The sequence below is a fragment of the Desulfovibrio biadhensis genome, from assembly GCF_055388615.1.
Genome location: NZ_AP042477.1, coordinates 819221 through 836244, shown reverse-complemented (window position 1 = coordinate 836244; position 17024 = coordinate 819221). Strand labels below are relative to the sequence as shown.

At 56.8% G+C, this 17024-nt stretch carries 16 protein-coding genes; 1 reads left to right on the top strand and 15 read right to left on the bottom strand.

All coding sequences use genetic code 11. The features are described 5' to 3' along the window. Positions 1 to 10: 10 nt before the first annotated feature. From ACZ5EH_RS03770 to hmcA, 12 genes are all read right to left on the bottom strand, one after another. Entirely contained in the window at positions 11 to 2293 is a 2283-nt protein-coding gene (locus tag ACZ5EH_RS03770; RefSeq protein ID WP_464276800.1) for a PAS domain S-box protein, read from the bottom strand. A 130-nt stretch (positions 2294 to 2423) separates the two neighbouring features. Further along, the gene (locus ACZ5EH_RS03765) at positions 2424 to 2885 is read right to left on the bottom strand and encodes an RrF2 family transcriptional regulator (RefSeq protein ID WP_464276799.1); all 462 of its coding nucleotides are present in this window, start codon (positions 2883 to 2885) and stop codon (positions 2424 to 2426) included. A gap of 153 nt (positions 2886 to 3038) precedes the next feature. Beyond that, entirely contained in the window at positions 3039 to 4991 is a 1953-nt protein-coding gene (locus ACZ5EH_RS03760) for a response regulator (RefSeq protein ID WP_464276798.1), read from the bottom strand. A 67-nt stretch (positions 4992 to 5058) separates the two neighbouring features. Continuing rightward, positions 5059 to 5415 (bottom strand): DVU0259 family response regulator domain-containing protein, encoded by a 357-nt coding sequence (divK, locus tag ACZ5EH_RS03755; protein WP_464276797.1) that lies wholly within the window; start codon positions 5413 to 5415, stop codon positions 5059 to 5061. Positions 5416 to 5588: 173 nt separating this feature from the next. Further along, positions 5589 to 5942 carry a DVU0259 family response regulator domain-containing protein gene (gene divK / locus ACZ5EH_RS03750; protein WP_464276796.1) on the bottom strand — a complete coding sequence of 118 codons (354 nt, stop codon included), beginning with the start codon at positions 5940 to 5942 and terminating at the stop codon, positions 5589 to 5591. Between the two features lie 126 nt (positions 5943 to 6068). Beyond that, positions 6069 to 6965 carry a universal stress protein gene (locus tag ACZ5EH_RS03745; protein ID WP_464276795.1) on the bottom strand — a complete coding sequence of 299 codons (897 nt, stop codon included), beginning with the start codon at positions 6963 to 6965 and terminating at the stop codon, positions 6069 to 6071. Positions 6966 to 7011: 46 nt separating this feature from the next. Next, positions 7012 to 8409, bottom strand: a complete 1398-nt coding sequence (gene hmcF / locus ACZ5EH_RS03740) for a sulfate respiration complex iron-sulfur protein HmcF (protein ID WP_464276794.1) — start codon at positions 8407 to 8409, stop codon at positions 7012 to 7014. Between the two features lie 46 nt (positions 8410 to 8455). After that, positions 8456 to 9133 (bottom strand): sulfate respiration complex protein HmcE, encoded by a 678-nt coding sequence (gene hmcE, locus ACZ5EH_RS03735; RefSeq protein ID WP_464276793.1) that lies wholly within the window; start codon positions 9131 to 9133, stop codon positions 8456 to 8458. A 23-nt stretch (positions 9134 to 9156) separates the two neighbouring features. Then, positions 9157 to 9318 carry a sulfate respiration complex protein HmcD gene (hmcD, locus tag ACZ5EH_RS03730; RefSeq protein WP_464276792.1) on the bottom strand — a complete coding sequence of 54 codons (162 nt, stop codon included), beginning with the start codon at positions 9316 to 9318 and terminating at the stop codon, positions 9157 to 9159. Positions 9319 to 9436: 118 nt separating this feature from the next. After that, on the bottom strand, positions 9437 to 10609 hold the full coding sequence (gene hmcC, locus ACZ5EH_RS03725) for a sulfate respiration complex protein HmcC (protein WP_464276791.1): 1173 nt from the start codon (positions 10607 to 10609) through the stop codon (positions 9437 to 9439). Further along, a complete protein-coding gene (hmcB, locus tag ACZ5EH_RS03720) occupies positions 10609 to 11670 on the bottom strand; it encodes a sulfate respiration complex iron-sulfur protein HmcB (protein WP_464276790.1) in 1062 nt (353 codons plus the stop codon). Before hmcB ends, hmcC begins: the two co-directional genes overlap by 1 nt. A gap of 19 nt (positions 11671 to 11689) precedes the next feature. Beyond that, the gene (gene hmcA / locus ACZ5EH_RS03715) at positions 11690 to 13489 is read right to left on the bottom strand and encodes a sulfate respiration complex hexadecaheme cytochrome HmcA (protein WP_464276789.1); all 1800 of its coding nucleotides are present in this window, start codon (positions 13487 to 13489) and stop codon (positions 11690 to 11692) included. 593 nt (positions 13490 to 14082) lie between these two features. Here hmcA and ACZ5EH_RS03710 point away from each other — a divergent pair. Beyond that, positions 14083 to 14463, top strand: a complete 381-nt coding sequence (locus tag ACZ5EH_RS03710) for a hypothetical protein (RefSeq protein ID WP_464276788.1) — start codon at positions 14083 to 14085, stop codon at positions 14461 to 14463. Between the two features lie 22 nt (positions 14464 to 14485). Here ACZ5EH_RS03710 and ACZ5EH_RS03705 read toward each other — a convergent pair whose 3' ends face one another. The 3 genes from ACZ5EH_RS03705 to ACZ5EH_RS03695 are packed head-to-tail and all read right to left on the bottom strand — an operon-like array spanning position 14486 to position 16887. Beyond that, entirely contained in the window at positions 14486 to 15214 is a 729-nt protein-coding gene (locus ACZ5EH_RS03705) for a sulfite exporter TauE/SafE family protein (RefSeq protein WP_464276787.1), read from the bottom strand. Between the two features lie 22 nt (positions 15215 to 15236). Continuing rightward, positions 15237 to 15962 carry a hypothetical protein gene (locus tag ACZ5EH_RS03700; protein ID WP_464276786.1) on the bottom strand — a complete coding sequence of 242 codons (726 nt, stop codon included), beginning with the start codon at positions 15960 to 15962 and terminating at the stop codon, positions 15237 to 15239. A 4-nt stretch (positions 15963 to 15966) separates the two neighbouring features. Next, positions 15967 to 16887, bottom strand: a complete 921-nt coding sequence (locus ACZ5EH_RS03695) for a DMT family transporter (protein WP_464276785.1) — start codon at positions 16885 to 16887, stop codon at positions 15967 to 15969. Positions 16888 to 17024: the final 137 nt, after the last annotated feature.

Genomic DNA, 17024 nt, shown 5'->3' with positions numbered 1-17024 from the left:
AGCGTCACCCTCACTCCTTTGCCATTCCCTCGAGGTCTGCAATGGGAAAGGTGATGGTGAAGCAGGCGCCGTTGTCTTCCATATTGCTTGCCTGGATGTACCCCCCGTAGTCTTTGACAATACCATAGGAGATGGAGAGGCCCAGACCCGTGCCCTTGCCCACGTCCTTGGTGGTGAAGAAGGGCTCGAAGAGCTTTTCGCGCAGCGCTGGCTTGATGCCGCTGCCCGTGTCGCAAATGCGGATGATGACTTCTTGGTCCGTAGAAGTGGTGGTGATGGTGATGGCTTTTTCACCGATTTTGGGACGCCCCGGCCCCCAGCGTTCTTCTATGGCGTCGCGGGCGTTGACCAGCAGATTGATGATCACCTGCTCCAGCCGGTTGGAGTCCGCCAGGATTTGGGGCAGGTCATCCTGCAAATCCCAGGTCACGTCGATGTTGCGCACGTTCAATTGCTGGCTGAAAAAGTCAAAGGCGCGTTGCAGCACTTTGTTCACCTGCACGGGCATGGTGCGCATGTCTGACTTGCGGCCAAATTCGCGCATGTGTTCGATGATCTTGCTGGCGCGGTCCACATGGGTGCTCACCCCATCGGCTATTTCCGCCAGCATGTCAGGGTTCATTTCATGCTTTTTCGATACCTTGCGCGTGAGCAGGTTGCTGATGGTCTTGAGAATGGCCAGGGGCTGGTTGAGCTCGTGGGCCACGCCGGTGGCCATTTCCCCCAGGGTGGTCATTTTGCTGGCCTGGATGAGCTGTTGTTCGGCCTCCAGCTTTTTGGTGATGTCCGCACAGGAGATAATAAGTACCCGTTGCTCCTGGAATTCCACGGGAGAAATGCGCAGGGTGGTGTAGATGTGGCGGCCGTCGCGAGTGAGTTGTGTGCATTGGGGTATCTCGTTACGGCTGGTGAGGATGCTCTTCCAGTCCTGGCGCTCGTCCTCCCGGAACAGATGCAGAAAGGATATCTGCAGCGCCTGCTCCCTGTTGTAGCCAAAGATGCGGGTGGCCGTGTCGTTGCAATCAAGAATGTCCAGGGTCTTGGCGTCCATCACAAAAAGGGCGCTGGGCGATGATTCGTAGATGGCCTGGTAGCGTTCTTCCGATGCGGCGAGCTTTTCTTCCAGTTCTTTGCGGCGGGTGATGTCTATCATCATTTCCATGGCCGCCACGACTTCCCCCTGTTTGTTCCTGATGGGGGAGGTGTACACGATCCAGTGAATGATATGCCCGCTTTTGGAGACGCCGGTTTCCTCACTGGTGTGGGGTTTGCCGTCAGTAAAGGTACGGTCCACGGGGCAGACGTCGCAACGCTTCGTTCTGCCTTTGTTCATTTCGTAGCAATAGCGCCCCATGGAGTGGCCGAAATGTTCGCGGTACAGGGTGTTGTGGCGGATAACGCGGAAATTGCGGTCCACCACGCTGATGAGGCAGGGCACGTTCTGGAACAAATCGCGGTATTCCTCGCGCTGCTCCACCAGTTCTCTGTGTTTGTCCGCGACCTGGCGCCCCATGTGGTTGAAGGCGGCGGCCAGGGTGCCGATCTCGTCCTGCTGCTTGCTGCTTATCTCAGTGAATTTGTCGTTGGTTCCAATATCGCGGGTGGCGTTGATAAGGCGTCTGATAGGTTTGAAGATGGCCTTGTAGGTGTAGAAAAAGAGCACGGCAAAGGTGGCCAGGAACGCAACCATGGAAATGGCCAGGTTTGTGCGCTCAAAGTTGCTTATCATGGCGCTTTTGTTCTGGGTGCTGACTTCCATATCCAGCAAGCCAAGGAGTTGCTCATCCTTGGAATGGAAGTGGCAGGGGCCGCCGTCACAACCCGGAGAGTTGGGTATGGGGGTCATGATGCCGACCACCTGAGCGCCCTTGTCTTCCCGGATGCGGCTTCTTTCGGCCAGGCTAGGCGTTACGGCCGGGGGTGAATACTGGTGGCAGGTCATGCAAAAGGGGTCGCTCATATCCACCACCTGGTTGACTTCTTCAGACTCGCTGGAAAAGACAATGCGCCCTTGCATGTTGTACAGACGGATACTCTGAATGTCCTCTTGCCTGCCGATATTGTTGATGATTTCCTTGATGTCCTCCTCCGAGTCCAGCATCATGGCGTAATGCAGCCCCAGGAGGATGGTGTCGGAAAGCATGGCTATGTCCGACTTTACGTTATCCAGCACGTTTTCCTTGAAGTAGAGGACATTGAAGCCGATCCAGAGAAAAACGCACAACAGCAGCGTAAGTCCGCCGGAAAGCAGCATTTTGAATATCAGGCTATGACGGACTTTTTCGAACAACATGACTATCTTCTATCCCCGCGGTACAGGCCGTAGCGGCAATTGCCAGCATGCCGGCCAGCATCAGGCGCGTCAGCAGCAGGTGCTTTTTTGCCGGATAAGAGAAGCAGGGTGCAGCGGAGGTTACGCGGAATTACTCGTCCAGGAATCCGTTCGAAGCTTTCTTCGGGGCTTCGTTCATAGGGCAAAGCCGGGCGTCCTTTATAAGGTCCGCCAGCGTGTAGGAATCCAGCATTCTGTACATTGCCTGGCTTGCGTCGTCCCAAATGGAGCGGCGCAGGCAAACAGCTGCCCGGGCGCAGGTGCCGGCCTGATCGCACTCCAGCATGCGCTCTTCCTGGCCGTCCAGTATCTGGGCGACTGCGCCTATGGAGATGTCCTCCGGCGCCTTGGTCAGGATATTGCCGCCGTTGGGCCCGCGTTTGCCTTTTACATAACCGGCCTCGTTCAGCATCTTGATGAGTTTCTCCAGGTACTTCAGGGAGATGCCCTCGCGCTGCGCAGTGTCCTTGCTGGGTACGGGGCCCTCTTTGGAGTGGAGCGCTATATCGAGCAGGAGGCGTGTGCCGTATCTGCTGCGGGTGGTCAGTTTCATGCTGTGGTCCTGGCTGAAGGCCTGAATGGCAGGCGGATTGTGATGCCGAGGCAGTATGAATGCTTACCCGGAACAGACAGGTTTCGCAACCCCGCGGGAAGGGTAGGTTCTGCTGTCTGAATGCGCACATGTCCCCCCCCAGTAGCGTGATCGTTAACACGACTCCCGTAACGGACGGGCGGCGTCAATACGTCGCGGCACTTGCCTGGGCACGGTAATGATGAAACGGGTGCCTTTGGACAGTTCCGATTCCACCTCGATGGCGCCACCGTGTTGCTCTATGGTCTGATTGGAGATGAACAGCCCGATGCCGGTGCCTTTCTTGCCTTTGGAAGAGAAAAATAGGGTGAAGATTTTTTCCCGGGTCTCGGCATCCATGCCCAGACCGTTGTCTTCTATGATGATCTCAAGGCCGGTATCCTTTGCAGCGGCGGAAAAGTTGATGCCCGGCTTTTCCTTGCGGCCGGTTTCGCAGGCGTCCACAGCGTTTTCCAGAAAATTGACCAGAGCGGCGGAAAAGGCGCTGGCATCCAGCTCCAGTGTGCCCAGTTCCTCGGGAATGTCGCAGTTGTAGGCAATGCCGGCCGCTTCAGCCTTCTCGCGCACAAGCTCGGTCGTATCGAGCAGGAATCTGGACGCTTCCACTTCCTCGGTTTCCAGATCGCGGGACTTGGCATAATAGAGGATGTCCAGGACCATCTTTTTCACGCGCCCGATCATGACCTTGAGTGTGGACACGGCGCCGGTAATGCGCTCTTCGTCCTGTTTGCGCATGCCGGATTCCAACCGATAGATGCCGCCGTCCAGCGCCGTGAGCATGCCCTTCACCCCATGGGACATGGACCCCAGCATGATGCCGAGGGACGTCAAATGATCCTGCAGCCGACGGATTTCGGTGATGTCGGTGGACATTTCCATTACCTGGTGCACTTCCCCAAAGGCATTACGGATGGGGGCGAACCAGACGAGAATGTTTTTTTGCTCACCTTTGCGGGTGGTGACCACAGTTTCCATTTGCTGGCTTTCGCCCTTCTCAAACGTCTGGCGGATCATGCACCCGTCGCATGGGTCCTGCCGGTGCGTGTAGACACGATGGCAGCGCTTGCCGACAGCGTCGGGAAAGTCCTCCAGAAAGCGGCGGTTGGCTTCCACAATGGTATAGCCCGTATCCTGGACGGAAATATAGCAAGGGGCTTCGTCAAAAAGACGCTGGTACTTGAGCTGGGTGGCCAGAAGCTCTTCCTTGAGCCGGCTGAGCTCGGTCATGTCCACGGAAATATCCAGCACAAGATCTATCTTGCCCGTGTTATCCGGGATGGGGGCGGTGTACACCGTGACGGGGATGGGTTCGTCTTCCAGGCCGATGAGAGTTTCCTTGCTGCGCTGCCCCTTGCCGGTCTCAAAGGTCATGCGCACGGGGCAGTCTTTTTCCGCGGAGGTGCGGCAGGTGTATATCTCGAAACTTCTGAGCCCCTGGCAGTCCCCAAGGCGCTCCCGGAAAAGTTTGTTGCAGGCAACGATCTCCAGATTTCTGTTGTGTACGGAAACAAGGCAGGGGAGCTCGTTGAAAATACCGGAATCGGTCTCCACTTCGTTGGCCGCATCGGTCAGCGCAGTGCTCAGGCTCTCCACCACCCTGCATGCCGTGGTCTGGCGTTCCAGTTCCACGATGCGCCTGGCTTTTTCCTCTACAAGGCGCTCAAGGTTTTCGGTGTATTCACGTAACTGGCGCTTCATGCGGATTTTCTCTCTGATGCGCTCCAGAGATATTTCCAGCACGTCGTCGTTGATGGGCTTGGTGATGAAGTCGGCGGCGTCGTTTTTCAGGGCTTCAATCGCCAGATCCAGATCGCCATGACCAGTGATGATGACAACTTCTATTTCGGGGGAAAGCTCCTTGACCCGACGCAGCAATTCAAGGCCGTCCATGACGGGCATCTTGATATCGGTCAAGATTATCGGCGGCGCAAAATCTTCAAAAAGCGCAAGAGCTTCCTGGCCATTGGCCGCAGTCTTGACTTCATAGCCCAGGTCTTCGAGGGAAAGCCCGAGAAAACGGCGTATGCCTTCCTCATCGTCGACCAGCATCAGCTTTTTGCCGTCCATTCCGACTCCAGCGGTTGTCTTGCAAAAACGCAGTCGTTTCCGGGGGGAGCCGCCTCCTGCTGCCTGGCTACTCCCCTATGGCATCCCGTACGATCTGGATCACCTCAGCCGGGTCAAAGGGCTTTTTTATCGTGGCCACAGCACGTTTAATGGCCAGATGGATACCCGAAAGCCCGCTGATGACGATCACCGGAATGTGTGAAAAATCGTCTTCCTGCGTCAGCCTGCGATAAAATCTTGGCCCCCATTCATGGGGCATTTCCAGGTCCAGGGTGATGAGGTCAGGCTTTTCCGCCTTGGCCACATCATATGCTGCTACTCCGTCAAATGCGCGGCAGGTTTCGTAGCCGTGGTCCTCAAAGACACTGACGAGGTAATCCACGATATTGGGGTCGTCATCCACGACCATGATTTTTTTTGGCATGCCCATTACCTCACAACATTATTTTGCAGGATGTGTTTCCCGCCTGTGAGTATGAGCGAATACTAAACCTGTGCGCATTTACAAGTCTTGATTGTAAGCCCGGCGTCGCCCGGTATGCTGCAGCGCCTTGCAAAGCAGGACGACGCCGGTGTAGTTGCCTGTTTTCCAACATGTTAGCCGATGTTTTCCTTGACGATCTTGATCAACTGATCGGGATCGAAGGGCTTGGTCAGGCTTGCAACTGCTTTTTGAATAGCGTATTTATTGGCATTGAGACCGCTGATCACAACCACAGGAATCCGTTTGAGTTCAGGATTCTGGGTGAGCTTGCGGTAGAATTTAGGCCCCCATTCCTGGGGCATTTCCAGGTCCAGGGTGATCAGATCAGGCTTTTCCTGGATTGCCAGGTCTTCCGCCTCGGAACCATCTGCGGCGGCTACGACCGCATAGCCGTTGTCGGTGAGCAGCTCGGTTAGGTACGAGCGAATTTCCGGGTCATCGTCAACGATCATGATCTTTTTGGACATTGCAGTATCCTCCTGAGTCGACTGGGATTGGCGCCCAATCCTTAGTTGTTGCCGCAACCGGCCGCCCCACGGCCGGTTGCGGTTTTTTTTATAAACCCGTTGCCGTATATGCCAGCACTCGGACAGCTACACCTTGTCCGGTTTGTTCACACTGACCACGGGACAGTTGGCGCGCAGGATGACCTGCTCCATGGTGGAGCCCAGCTTTGCAGCTTCTGGGTCCAGATCCTGTGTATGGTGCGCCATGACGATCAGGTCGGCCATGCGCTCGCGCGCAAGCTTGACGATTTCCACGTAGGGAACGCCTTCCCACACCTCGATGTCATAGTTCTTGAAATCGTCCATTTGCGAGCCGTAGGTCTCGCGGATGCGCTTGCGTGCAGCCATGAGCTTGTCTTCGATCTCGTTTTGGGAAAGCACCTTGCCGCTGATGTCCAGGGCGTGGAACAGGGTCAGATCGCAGTCGAACTCCTTGGCAGCGTTGAGCGCGTACTTGAAGGCGCTCAATGCCTGCTTGGAAAAGTCCGTGCCAAAGAGAATGTTGGAGAAACCGCCCTTGTATGAAGCGGATTCGCGGTGCACGGTCATAACCGGGCACTTGGCGGCCTTGGCGACTTTTTGCAAAGTGCTGCCAGGGTACCCTCTGCTGTTCAGGTGGTCTTTGCCACCGGAACTTGCCCCCATCACGATAAGGTCAACGTCTTCATTGCGTGCTGCACGCAGGATTTCCCGCTGCGGCACGCCGGTTGTCAGCAGGAAGCGCACCTGACCGGCGCCTTCCAGTTGCTGCGCGTAAGTTGTTTTCAGCTCGTCCTCGACCCACTGCATGTAGTCGTCGTCGACCTGTACTTCCTCACCTGTGCGCACGTCGTTGACGATTTGCGAATAGGCCTTGGTCGGAACCCCGACAACGTGGAACAGCAGCAGTTCAGCGTTGTAGCGCCTGGCCATCTCGAAGGCTACGCGCGCAGCCCCAAAGCTGGCGGGTGAGCCCGTGGTCGCCAACAGGATTTTCTTGCTCATGTGATACCTCGTTCAGTGCTGACGGTTCATACGGCAGGGCCAGGGGCTATTCTTCCTCGTCCTGGATCTTGAGATGATCAGGAACGACCATCATCTTGATCACCAAGGGTTTGAGAAAGGACCAGCGGATACCAATATGGTATTCTTCTTCGAGGTCGCGGATGGCGTCCCAGCAGTTATGGCACGGCGCCACAACGAGCTTTGCGCCCGTGGCTTCAATCTGCTCCAGCTTCTTGCGCAGGGCCACGTTACGTTGGGGGCGGTATTTACCGATGCCGTTGAAGCCGCCACCACCGCCGCAGCAGTAGTTGTATTCCTTGTTGGGCGCCATTTCACGGAAGTAGCCGGGCTCAACAAGGTAGCTCATGATCCGTCGCGTGACTTCCTTCAGACCGTGGTTGCGCACATAGTTGCAGGAATCCTGCAGCGTGACGGGCTCCTTGATGCGTTTTTCGGGGTCGATCTTGATCTTGCCGGTGCGCAGAGCTTCCTCGAGCCACTCCACATAGTGGATATAGGGCGCGGGAGGCTGCCCGTCCTGACGCCCCACCCAGTAGGGACCCTCGATAACCGTGGCGCGGTGAGCGTGGCCGCATTCCGTGCCGATAACCCGTTTGGGGCGCAAACGCTCAATGGCGGAATACACATTGGCGACGTTGTCTTTGCAGCATTCCCAGTCGCCGGCGAACATGGACAAAGAGGTCTGTTCCCACCCCTCGGAAGGTACGGTCCAGTTTTCACCCGCCACGTGAAACAGAATGGCGGCTTCGGCCAGGTCTTCCGGGTAGTGCTTGGGTTCGCGGGCGTTACAGGTGTACATGATGTCCGCGTCTTCCTTGTCCACGGGGATTTCCAGCCCGGGCCAATCCTCTTCGTTCTCTTCCGCCATCCATTCGCACGTTTCCACCCAGTCTTCAGTGGTCACGTCCATCTGGGCGCGATAAACACGGTGCATGCCGGAACCGATTTTCAGTTCCCAGGGCACGAATCCCTGCGAGTAAAGTAAACCGCGCAGGTATGAGAACATGACGCCCATGTCAATACCATGGGGGCAGAACTGGCCGCAGCGGTTGCAGCAGGTGCAACGGCTCCAGGCCACGTCCATGCAGTGGCGCATGAAGGCGTTGTCCACCTTGCCCTTTTTCTTGACCATCTGTCCGAGTGTGGACTGGATCTTGTAAGATGGCACCTGTTCCGGAATGCGTCCGTTGACCTGGTAGAGGAAACAGCTCTCTGCGCAAAGGCCGCAATGAGCACAAATGTCCAGCCAGGTTTTGGTCCGGGATTTCAGGGTTTTCTGGATCGTGGCCCACAGCTTGGCGGTATCCACATCCAGTTCTTCCATTTCCTGGTAATATTGCTTGCCGCCCTTGTCGCTGAGAGTCAGCTTGAGCTGCTCTTCATCATTGATGGGGCGCCTGTTACACAGCTTTCCTTCAGGCATGACGCTTCTCCTGTCTTTGAAGCTTGTTTCGTCTCGGCCGTGACGGCTACCAGCTCATGCTGGAGCCTTTCATGCCGCCGCGCTTGATGCCGTAGTCCATACCCAGCTGCATCCGGGACATGAAAAAGAGCACCACGTGGCTGAGCTTGGTAAACGGCAGGCTCAGCAGCCAAATCTCTCCGGTCAGGATGTGCAGAACCAGCCAGGTGTCGTAATCGCCCAACTCGTAACGGGCGATGAGCCCGGTGATGAAGGGCGCTACAGTGATGAGCAGCAGCAGATAGTCGTACATGGTCGTCAGTATGCGCACCTCAGGGAAGGCTATGCGCCTGAGCGCCATGAACAGGCCGCCCACGATCACGGTCCAGCTCAGCACGTCGGCAACGCTGGCCGGGAGCACCGGCAGGCTGAAGCCCAGGTTTTCCTGCAGCATCACGTTGTGCGCAGCCAGGAAAATAGGCGTCACCAGAAGCCCGATGTGAAAAGCAAAGAAAAGGATGGTGAACAAGGGGCGCGCACGCCAGCCATGAGATCCAAAAGGGATCAGCCAGGCGCGGATGGAGCGGGAAGCGCTCTTGAGCCCGTGCCCCATGTACGGCCGATAGGCCACACGGTCCAGCTGCCAGCTGAGTCCTCTGATGTAGAGCACTACGCGTGCTGCCAGGCCCACGAAGGTGACGATGAAGACCACCCAGAGAAACGGTCCTGTCAAGAAATCATACATGTGTCGTCTCCTCGAGCATCGTCTTATTTGTGTCCGTGATCTTCATCGTATCTGCTGGGCGTATCGTCCTTGCCGCCCATTACGAAGGACCAGTACAGAGTCGCCGCAACCAGTATGCCTCCCATGATAAGATAAACGACACCTTTGGTATGGGTGTAGAATTCCTGTAAAGTATGAAATTCCATGCTATTTGCCCTCCAAAATTAGTGCATCTTCGCTAGTGAATAGCCGGATGCTCTTTTGCATTTCACTGGCACAATGTTTCCTTGCTGCAGGGGAAGCCGGGCAGCAAGGAAGCATGCTTTAGTGCTCGCCCTTATACGCAGGGTGCTCGAAAAAGATCGGCATCCGGGTAGCGATGAATCTGAAGACAACTACACCCACCGTGACGATGAACAGAGAGATCACGACTTCGGACCAGCTCGGGAAGTAACGTTCAGAGGCGGGCAGGTGGTAGTTGAAGGCTATCAGCGAGACATTGAAGCGGTTGAACATGATGCCGATTACCGTCAGAATCGCAGTCCACTTCACAAGCTGCTTGTTCTTGTCACGCGCGCCAACGGCGTACAGGAACGATGGCAGGGCAACGAAGCAGAGCATTTCAATAAGGAAGATGACCCCGTAGCCCGAAGCCAGGTAGTGCCAGTTGTTGCCGTAGGCAACGCCGATCATCTTGATGGCGAAGTAACCGAAGAGCACCCAGGAGGCGCCGCGAGCGAAACCAAAGACAACATCGTCATGGTTGTTCAGGTAGCCTTCGTCCATCTTCGAGTGCAGGAAGCGGTGCGAAAGCGAGCCCTCGAAAATGACCATGGAAAGGCCGGCCGCTATGCTCGACACAAAGAAGAACAGTGGCAGATACGGCGTGTACCACAAGGGGTGCAGCTTGGAAGGCGCAATGAGGTACAGGGCGCCCAGGGAGGATTGGTGCAAGGTGGAGAGCACCACGCCGAAGATGGTCAGCGCAAGGGTCAGTTTGACCAGAAAGTTGCGGACCTTCGGCTTGCCCAGCCATTCAAAGGGGGCGGGCAGAAACTCGATGAACAGTACCGTAAGATATAAGAACACGCACAGACCCACTTCAAAAAGCAGGGATGTGGTGCCTTGCTGGACGAACACCGGGTAGGGCAGACGCCAGGGGCGCCCTACATCGTAGTGCAGGGCCAGCACAACCAGGGCGTAGCCCAGGAATGCCGTGAGAATGGCAGGCCGCACAGCCGCATGGTAGCGCTTGAGCCCGAATATGTAGCAGGCGGCCGAGGTGGTGTATCCACCGGCTGCCAGGGCGACGCCACAGAGCAGATCGAAGCCGATCCAGATGCCCCAGGGGTTGTTGTCGTCTAGGTTTGTGACCGCGCCGATGCCCTTGGTGAAGCGCAGCACAGTCACGATCAGGCCGGCGATGATGATCAGGCCGGCAATCACGTTGAACGGGGTGAATACCGACTTGGAGCCGGAGTTTTGTGCGGTGGACATCAGGCGCCCTCCTCCTCGTTTTCGCCGTCTTGCTCTTTGGCTTGCAGCGCCTCTTCAACGGCCTTCTTGACCTCGACTTCGATGCGGCGCTTGTTGTTGACTTCAGCCTTGCTGAGCTCATCGCTGAGCTTTTTCTCGGCTTCGGCGCTCGCCCTGGAAAGGGCGTGTTTCACGGCGTCTTTCTTTTCGAGGTTGTTGATGATCTCCTTGCGCTTGTTGATGGCGTAGATGCCGCCCAGCAAGACAGGCCAAACGCCCACAACCATGGGGACCGCCGCCAGGGCGCCGGATGTGAGCTCTGGCGCTGAAACGGTTCCCAAATCCTCACGCAGGCCGATCTGGCTGAAGGGCACGCCCGAAAGGTAAAGCCAGCTCGTGCCGCTCATTTCCTTCTCGCCGTAGATATGGTCCAGGTATTTGTCCGGCTGCGATTTGATACGCTCGCGTGCGATATCAATGAGGTCTTCACGTACGCCAAAGGTCAGCGCCTCTTTGGGGCAGGCCTCCACACAGCCAGGCAGTTTGCCTTCCGCCAGACGCGGCGCGCACAGGGTGCATTTGCGCACCCGCGGCGTAAGAGGCTCATCGTATTCATAGGTAGGCACCTCGAAGGGGCAGGCCACCATGCAATAGCGGCACCCCACGCATACCGAGGCGTCATAGGTCACTGCGCCGCTCGGCTCCTTTTTGAAGGCCTTTACAAAGCAAGCCGAGGCGCAAGCAGGCTCCAGGCAGTGGTTGCACTGGAATTTGCGGTATACGGGCGCGCCCTTGCCTTCGATGCTGTACTTGTTGACCACGGTGAAGGTGTCGGCGTGGGTCCGGCGCTTGGTGTTCAAGACGTCCAGATCATCAAAGGGGCGTTCAGGCTTTGGCAGCTCGTTGACCTCGTTACAGGCCGCCTCGCATTTGCGGCAGCCTATGCAGCGGGTGGCGTCGAAGAGCACGCCCTTGCTTCCGGGATAGCCCTTGAACTCCTTGCCCGCGGCTCCAGCCTTCATGGGCGCGGCGATGCTAGCTCCGGCTGCGCCCAGCAGTCCCAGGAATTTTCTGCGCAACATGTGTCCGTTCTCCTTGAGGCTATCCGTTATCGCTTTTAGCGTGGCAGGCAGTGCAATCAGTGTTTGCCGGCTTTTCCAGACCAAGCGCGGTATGACAGTCCATGCACTGGCCATGGTAAGCAGCCTTCAGACCCGGGCGCCCCAGGCGTCCTTCTTCAAAGGGCTTGCTGTGGCAGCTTTTGCAGCTGGGCGGTGTGGCTGAAGCCGGGCTGTTATGATGGCACCCCTGACAAAGGGTGGTGCTGGTGGCGTGAAATGCGCCTGCCAGGGAGTCGTTCTTGATATTCTCGGCGAGCTTCAGCACGATCTGGCGGTGGGGCATTTCACTGGGCTTGTACTGGTCTGCCAGGGAACCGATGACCACCTTTTCGGGAATATCTTTCACATCGATGAGCTTCTGTTCGTCGCTGCGCATATCCACGATTTTCTGGGCCAGGGCTTGTCTGGCTTCCTTGCTTTCAGGCAGTGGCAGCGGCAGCAGCGGCTTTTCTAAGGTCATGGCCGGAGCTTCTTCGCTTGCACCCTCTTCGTCAGTGGTTGCGGCGGGCTGTTCTGCAGGTGCTTGCGGCTCAATGTGGCAGGAGCTGCAGGAGTCTGCGGCGGGCTGTGGGGTAACCTTCATGGTTGCGTGGCAGGCGGCGCATTCGGGCTTGGCCTTTTGCTCCGCATGGCAGCCGATGCAGCTCTTGTCGCTATCCACCTGGTGCATGGCTTGCTCAATGGTTACGAAACCGCCTTCTTCCTTGCCACCGAGCGTGTGGCAGGTGCTGCACGCCTGAACACTCTTATGGTGGCAGGTGGCGCAGGATTCCACACTCTGCTCATGGGCCTTGTGGTCAAAAGCAACAGGCATGACGCCTGCCTTGCTTTCCTGCGCAACGGCAGGGGCTTTGGCATCCACAGTCGGCAGCAGCAGCGCTGCATCCGGTTGTTTGCGCGGGAGGCGGGGGAGCGTGCCGTCCAGCTTTTCGATCATGGCCTTGTTCTCATCCCTGACCTCGTCCTGGGCCACGGCGCCGTGACAGCCTGCGCAATCTACAGGGCCGGTCTTTTCAACGCCGACCTTTTGCAGGTCACGGTGGCAATTCACACACTGGGCGTGAAAGGCGTCCATGGTATCCAGCTTCATGCCTTCTTCAGGCGCAACGGCAGGGCTCTCGGCAGGATCTTCGGTATGGCAGTAACTGCAACTTTCTTCCTGATACTGGACGTAGACCAGCTTCTTTTCGGCTTTGTCGTATTCGTGGTGGCAGGCGCCGCAATTGGTGTCCAGGCCCTTGTCCTTGGGGATGTTCTCCGAACCCCAGTGGCGATAGTGGAGAGCGTTGCCCATGGCTACAGGCTTTCTTGCAGCCGTGTATTCAGGGCTTTCGACGTGGCAGGTGCGGCATTCGCCAGCCTGTGGGCCAAACTTCTCGGCCCGTGCGGCCTTGTCTTCTGCGTGGCAGCTGATGCACTTGCTGTGGTAGAGCTCTTTGAGCTCTTCCGCGCTCATGCTTTTGCTTTCTTCTTCTGTGCGCTCAAAGGAGAAAGCGAGCGCCTTCTGCCCCTGACTTGTGGTGACTTCCTTGTGGCAAGCAGCGCAGTCTTTTCCTTTTTCCTCCAGCGCCTGGGTGTGCCTGTCGTGCAGGAACACGGCGGCTGGCATCTCCAGCTGCTGCTTTTCGGCTATTGCGTCGACAAGCACCAGGCCGGGCCTGGCTTTTTCGACGGTGGCCGACGCGTCGGAAATGCTCATGACGTCCATGGCCAGTCCGAGCATGGCTGCCAAGACGACCAGGAAACATGTCATTCCCACGAGAATTTTCCTGTGTGCCATGATGTTCGCTCCCTCTTTCGCTGACGTTGGGCGTTGCGCGGTACATACAGGAGCGGCCCAGCTTCCTGATTTTGACCACACACATCACCCTGTTTTCGCGGCTTGCAGCTGGTTCGGCGCGCCTGCTGCATATGCCGTAAGACCCAAGGCGCCTTTGTTTCTAAAAAACCCTCCAAATGAGTAGGCTAAAATACCTCCTCGTCGAGTAGGTATTTAAACCCACCAGTTGGGTAGATTATATTTCCCATCAGTGTCAAGGGTTTTTTGTCGCAGGTTCGTCCCATTTCTCACAAATGTTTTTGTTCAATATTTCAGTCTCTTGATATTTTGTGAGGGGTGCGCAACTGCAGACGGGGCTGGCGAAAACCGTGAAAATGACGCTATATTGTTGCAGAAGGTCAAAGAACATATCACGTACCATGGTAGTATTATTCCAGGGGCGTATGGGTCCTAACGTATTGCTCCTAGACGTATTGCTTATAGACGCATGCTGCGAAGCTTGCTTTTCACGGCGAGGTGGAACAGGCGGTTTGCCTTCACGTGTATGGGGAGGAGGTGATGCTATGTGTCGTAATAGTAAGTGCCGGTCTGCGATGGCTCGTTCACTGCTGCGCTGTTGTTGGATGGCGCTCTCTATTCTTACTGCTGGGGGGGCGCTTTTGCTCTCTGGTAGCGAAGGCGCAGCATTTACGCAGGAAAACGCCCCCGCAGGGTCCTGCGATGTGCATCAGTTCATGGGATTCTGCTATGAATTTGTGGGCGCGGCTGCGAATGAGGCCGGAATGAAGAGCGAGTGCGACAGCGCGAATGGAATCTTTGCGCCTGCCCCTTGTTCGCGAGAAGGGGTGCTGGGCACGTGTGTTTTTGATCCCGAAGGCAAGGTGGAGCGGCGTATTATATATTACTTCTACGCTGATTCCTTTACCTTGAAATCGGCAAAAATGAGTTGTCCGGGTACATTTTACGAGCAATAGACAAAATGCGTTGCGTGATGTCTCAGGCTGTAATGCTTTTGTAGATCATGGTGACGCCGAGTATGAGCAGGATCAGGAGCACCAGCTTGTGGTAGCCGCCTTCACCGATGCGGCGCGAAAGCAGGGTGCCCGCGCCTATACCCAGCAGGGTGCCGGGCATGGTGGCGGCGAAGTAGCCGGCGATTTGCCCTGTAAAGACGGCAGTGATCGTGTAGTAGGCGCAAATAAGGATGAAATTGCCGAACAGGTAGGCCACCAGCATGGCCTTGGTCTGCTCCTTGTTCCAGGGGCCAAGGGTGGCGTAAACGATGACCGGTGGACCGTTGGCCCCGATGCTGCCGCCCAGCAGGCCGGACACCAGCCCCGCAATCCAGGCCCAGGCCGCATGCAGGGGACGTTTACGGGGGCGCACATACATGGTGAACAGCACGAAGCAGATGAGGATGCAGCCGAAAAAGGCCTGCAGCCAGAAGGAAGGGACTATCCGCAATAGCTGCCCGCCAATGGGAATGGCCAGCAGAGAACCCAGGAGAATGGGCAGGAGCAGTTTCCAGGCCACATCGCGCCGTAACTGCGCGGTTTGCACTGCGTTGATAAACAGCCCCAGCAATGCAATGAGCGGTACCGCGGTCTTGATGTCCACCAGCATGGTGAACAGCGGCAAAGCCACCATAACGGTGCCAAAGCCTGTCAGGCCCTGCAAGCCGCCGGCCAGGAAGCCGACACATGTCATTGCTATGTAGAGTTCCATACAGTTCTGGAATAACTACGGGCTAGAAAATTGCCTCGGCTCCACTGGAATACCAGGCCTCTATGCCGGCCAGAAGCGCAACAAAAAGAGCATAGAGCAGTATGACGCCGTTGCGCTTGATCGGGGAGGGCAGCGGTTCATCTTTTGCCAGTATGCTCCCTGCGTAGAGAAAGCGTCCGTCATCGATGAGCACGCGACGTTCGGGATCATTCAGGTCCAGATAAACGGTGACGGGGGCAACCCAGGTTGCCAGGTCGAAGCGGCGCAAATTTTTCTCCACTACTGCCCGTGCAACCGGGTTGTCGTAGTCGGGCTCGTTGTCTTTTTCCGTGGCATCGCTGTCTTCCGCTGCATCGTCATAGACAGGCGCGGGGTAGAGCTCCACCACCTTGCGCAGAACAGCCATGGCCGGGGTCCAACGCATGCGCATTTCCTGCTTTTCTGCTTTGGGGAACATCTTTGCCGCTTGCATAAAACGCCCCAGCAGTGAAAAGCGCATGTAAACAGCAACCCCAGCGAAAACGGCAACCAGGGGCAGGCTGCGCAGAAAAGCGCCGAGCCGTTGCTCGGATTCCGTCACCAGTCCCAGTTCCACAGGGAAAAGGCCGCTGGCAAGGGCCAGAGCCGCGCCGCCCCATCCAAGCATGGTGGCGAACTTGAGGGTGCCAATGCTTTTGGGCAGGCGTTTGGTGACAGGGCCGGGCTTGCGCGTGCGAGCCAGTACTTTTTCAAACAGATCCATACTCATACTATTACGCTCCTTGTGAGGGCGCTGCTGCTTTACGTTGACCGCCGAGTCCCAAACGAATGGCGGTGATGGCGAGAACTGCGCCGCAAAATCCCCAAAATCCTGTAGGGCGGGAGAAAAAAAGTATATCCCAGATAAAGGAAAATGTGGGCATGATCAGAATTGTCAGTCCGCCCACAGAAGCCTTTACCCGGGGCAGGCCAATGGAAATGAGCAGCCATCCGATGCCTTGGGAAACCAGCCCATACGTAAGAAGTACGGCGCCGTCCCAAAGGGTGGGGATGGCAAGAGACGTGCCCCCTGCCGTACAGAAAATCGCTAGCAGGGCGGCAGTCGCCAGAGACGCGACGGCCATGTTGCCGACAGGCGCCATTTTACGGGGGCGATCCTGCGATGCGCGAACGAACAAAATGTATGCGCCAAAGCCCAGAGCGGCCAACAACCCCCAGCTGACGCCCCATACGGTGTCCGTGGTATGAACCACATCCACCCCGGCAAGAAGCCATAATCCGACCAGGGCCAGACACATGCCCGCTGCCATCCTGGGGCGCAGGGTCTCCCTGTACACGGCCCACCCCACCAGGGCAACTATGAAAACCTGGAAATTGATGCAAATGGTCGCAAGCCCCGGACCAACAAGGGCAATGGAGCGATGCCAGGCCGTGAGGTCGATGGCCAGGCTGATAGCCGCAGCGCCCAACAAAGCGAGGGCGCCTGGATAAAAACGCAGTGGTTCACGCATGGCCAGGGATAACAACGCCAGTCCTGCGCCGCCAAAAAAGACCCTGTAAAAAGCAGCGGTATCCGGTCCCACGGAAACCAGCTTCACGAAGACGGCAGAGAAGCTTATCATCAACGACCCGACAACAACACTGACCAGAGGGCGTCGTTCCATTGCGTCGAGAAAAGAGTCAATCATAGCCATTCGCTGTCACCTTGCATTGTACGCGCTTGCCTCGCCGATTGCCTTGGCGCGATCAGTTCACTTAAAAACGAATATCTTTTAAGATCGGAAAACTGGACAGCAAATACCTTGCCAAAACATGCGGGAATGGGTGGGGA

Coding starts and splice junctions, on each gene's coding strand:
- ACZ5EH_RS03770 (WP_464276800.1), bottom strand. CDS start 2,293: ATGTTGTTCGAAAAAGTCCGTCATAGCCTGATATTCAAAATGCTGCTT.
- ACZ5EH_RS03765 (WP_464276799.1), bottom strand. CDS start 2,885: ATGAAACTGACCACCCGCAGCAGATACGGCACACGCCTCCTGCTCGAT.
- ACZ5EH_RS03760 (WP_464276798.1), bottom strand. CDS start 4,991: ATGGACGGCAAAAAGCTGATGCTGGTCGACGATGAGGAAGGCATACGC.
- divK (WP_464276797.1), bottom strand. CDS start 5,415: ATGCCAAAAAAAATCATGGTCGTGGATGACGACCCCAATATCGTGGAT.
- divK (WP_464276796.1), bottom strand. CDS start 5,942: ATGTCCAAAAAGATCATGATCGTTGACGATGACCCGGAAATTCGCTCG.
- ACZ5EH_RS03745 (WP_464276795.1), bottom strand. CDS start 6,965: ATGAGCAAGAAAATCCTGTTGGCGACCACGGGCTCACCCGCCAGCTTT.
- hmcF (WP_464276794.1), bottom strand. CDS start 8,409: ATGCCTGAAGGAAAGCTGTGTAACAGGCGCCCCATCAATGATGAAGAG.
- hmcE (WP_464276793.1), bottom strand. CDS start 9,133: ATGTATGATTTCTTGACAGGACCGTTTCTCTGGGTGGTCTTCATCGTC.
- hmcD (WP_464276792.1), bottom strand. CDS start 9,318: ATGGAATTTCATACTTTACAGGAATTCTACACCCATACCAAAGGTGTC.
- hmcC (WP_464276791.1), bottom strand. CDS start 10,609: ATGTCCACCGCACAAAACTCCGGCTCCAAGTCGGTATTCACCCCGTTC.
- hmcB (WP_464276790.1), bottom strand. CDS start 11,670: ATGTTGCGCAGAAAATTCCTGGGACTGCTGGGCGCAGCCGGAGCTAGC.
- hmcA (WP_464276789.1), bottom strand. CDS start 13,489: ATGGCACACAGGAAAATTCTCGTGGGAATGACATGTTTCCTGGTCGTC.
- ACZ5EH_RS03710 (WP_464276788.1), top strand. CDS start 14,083: ATGGCTCGTTCACTGCTGCGCTGTTGTTGGATGGCGCTCTCTATTCTT.
- ACZ5EH_RS03705 (WP_464276787.1), bottom strand. CDS start 15,214: ATGGAACTCTACATAGCAATGACATGTGTCGGCTTCCTGGCCGGCGGC.
- ACZ5EH_RS03700 (WP_464276786.1), bottom strand. CDS start 15,962: ATGAGTATGGATCTGTTTGAAAAAGTACTGGCTCGCACGCGCAAGCCC.
- ACZ5EH_RS03695 (WP_464276785.1), bottom strand. CDS start 16,887: ATGGCTATGATTGACTCTTTTCTCGACGCAATGGAACGACGCCCTCTG.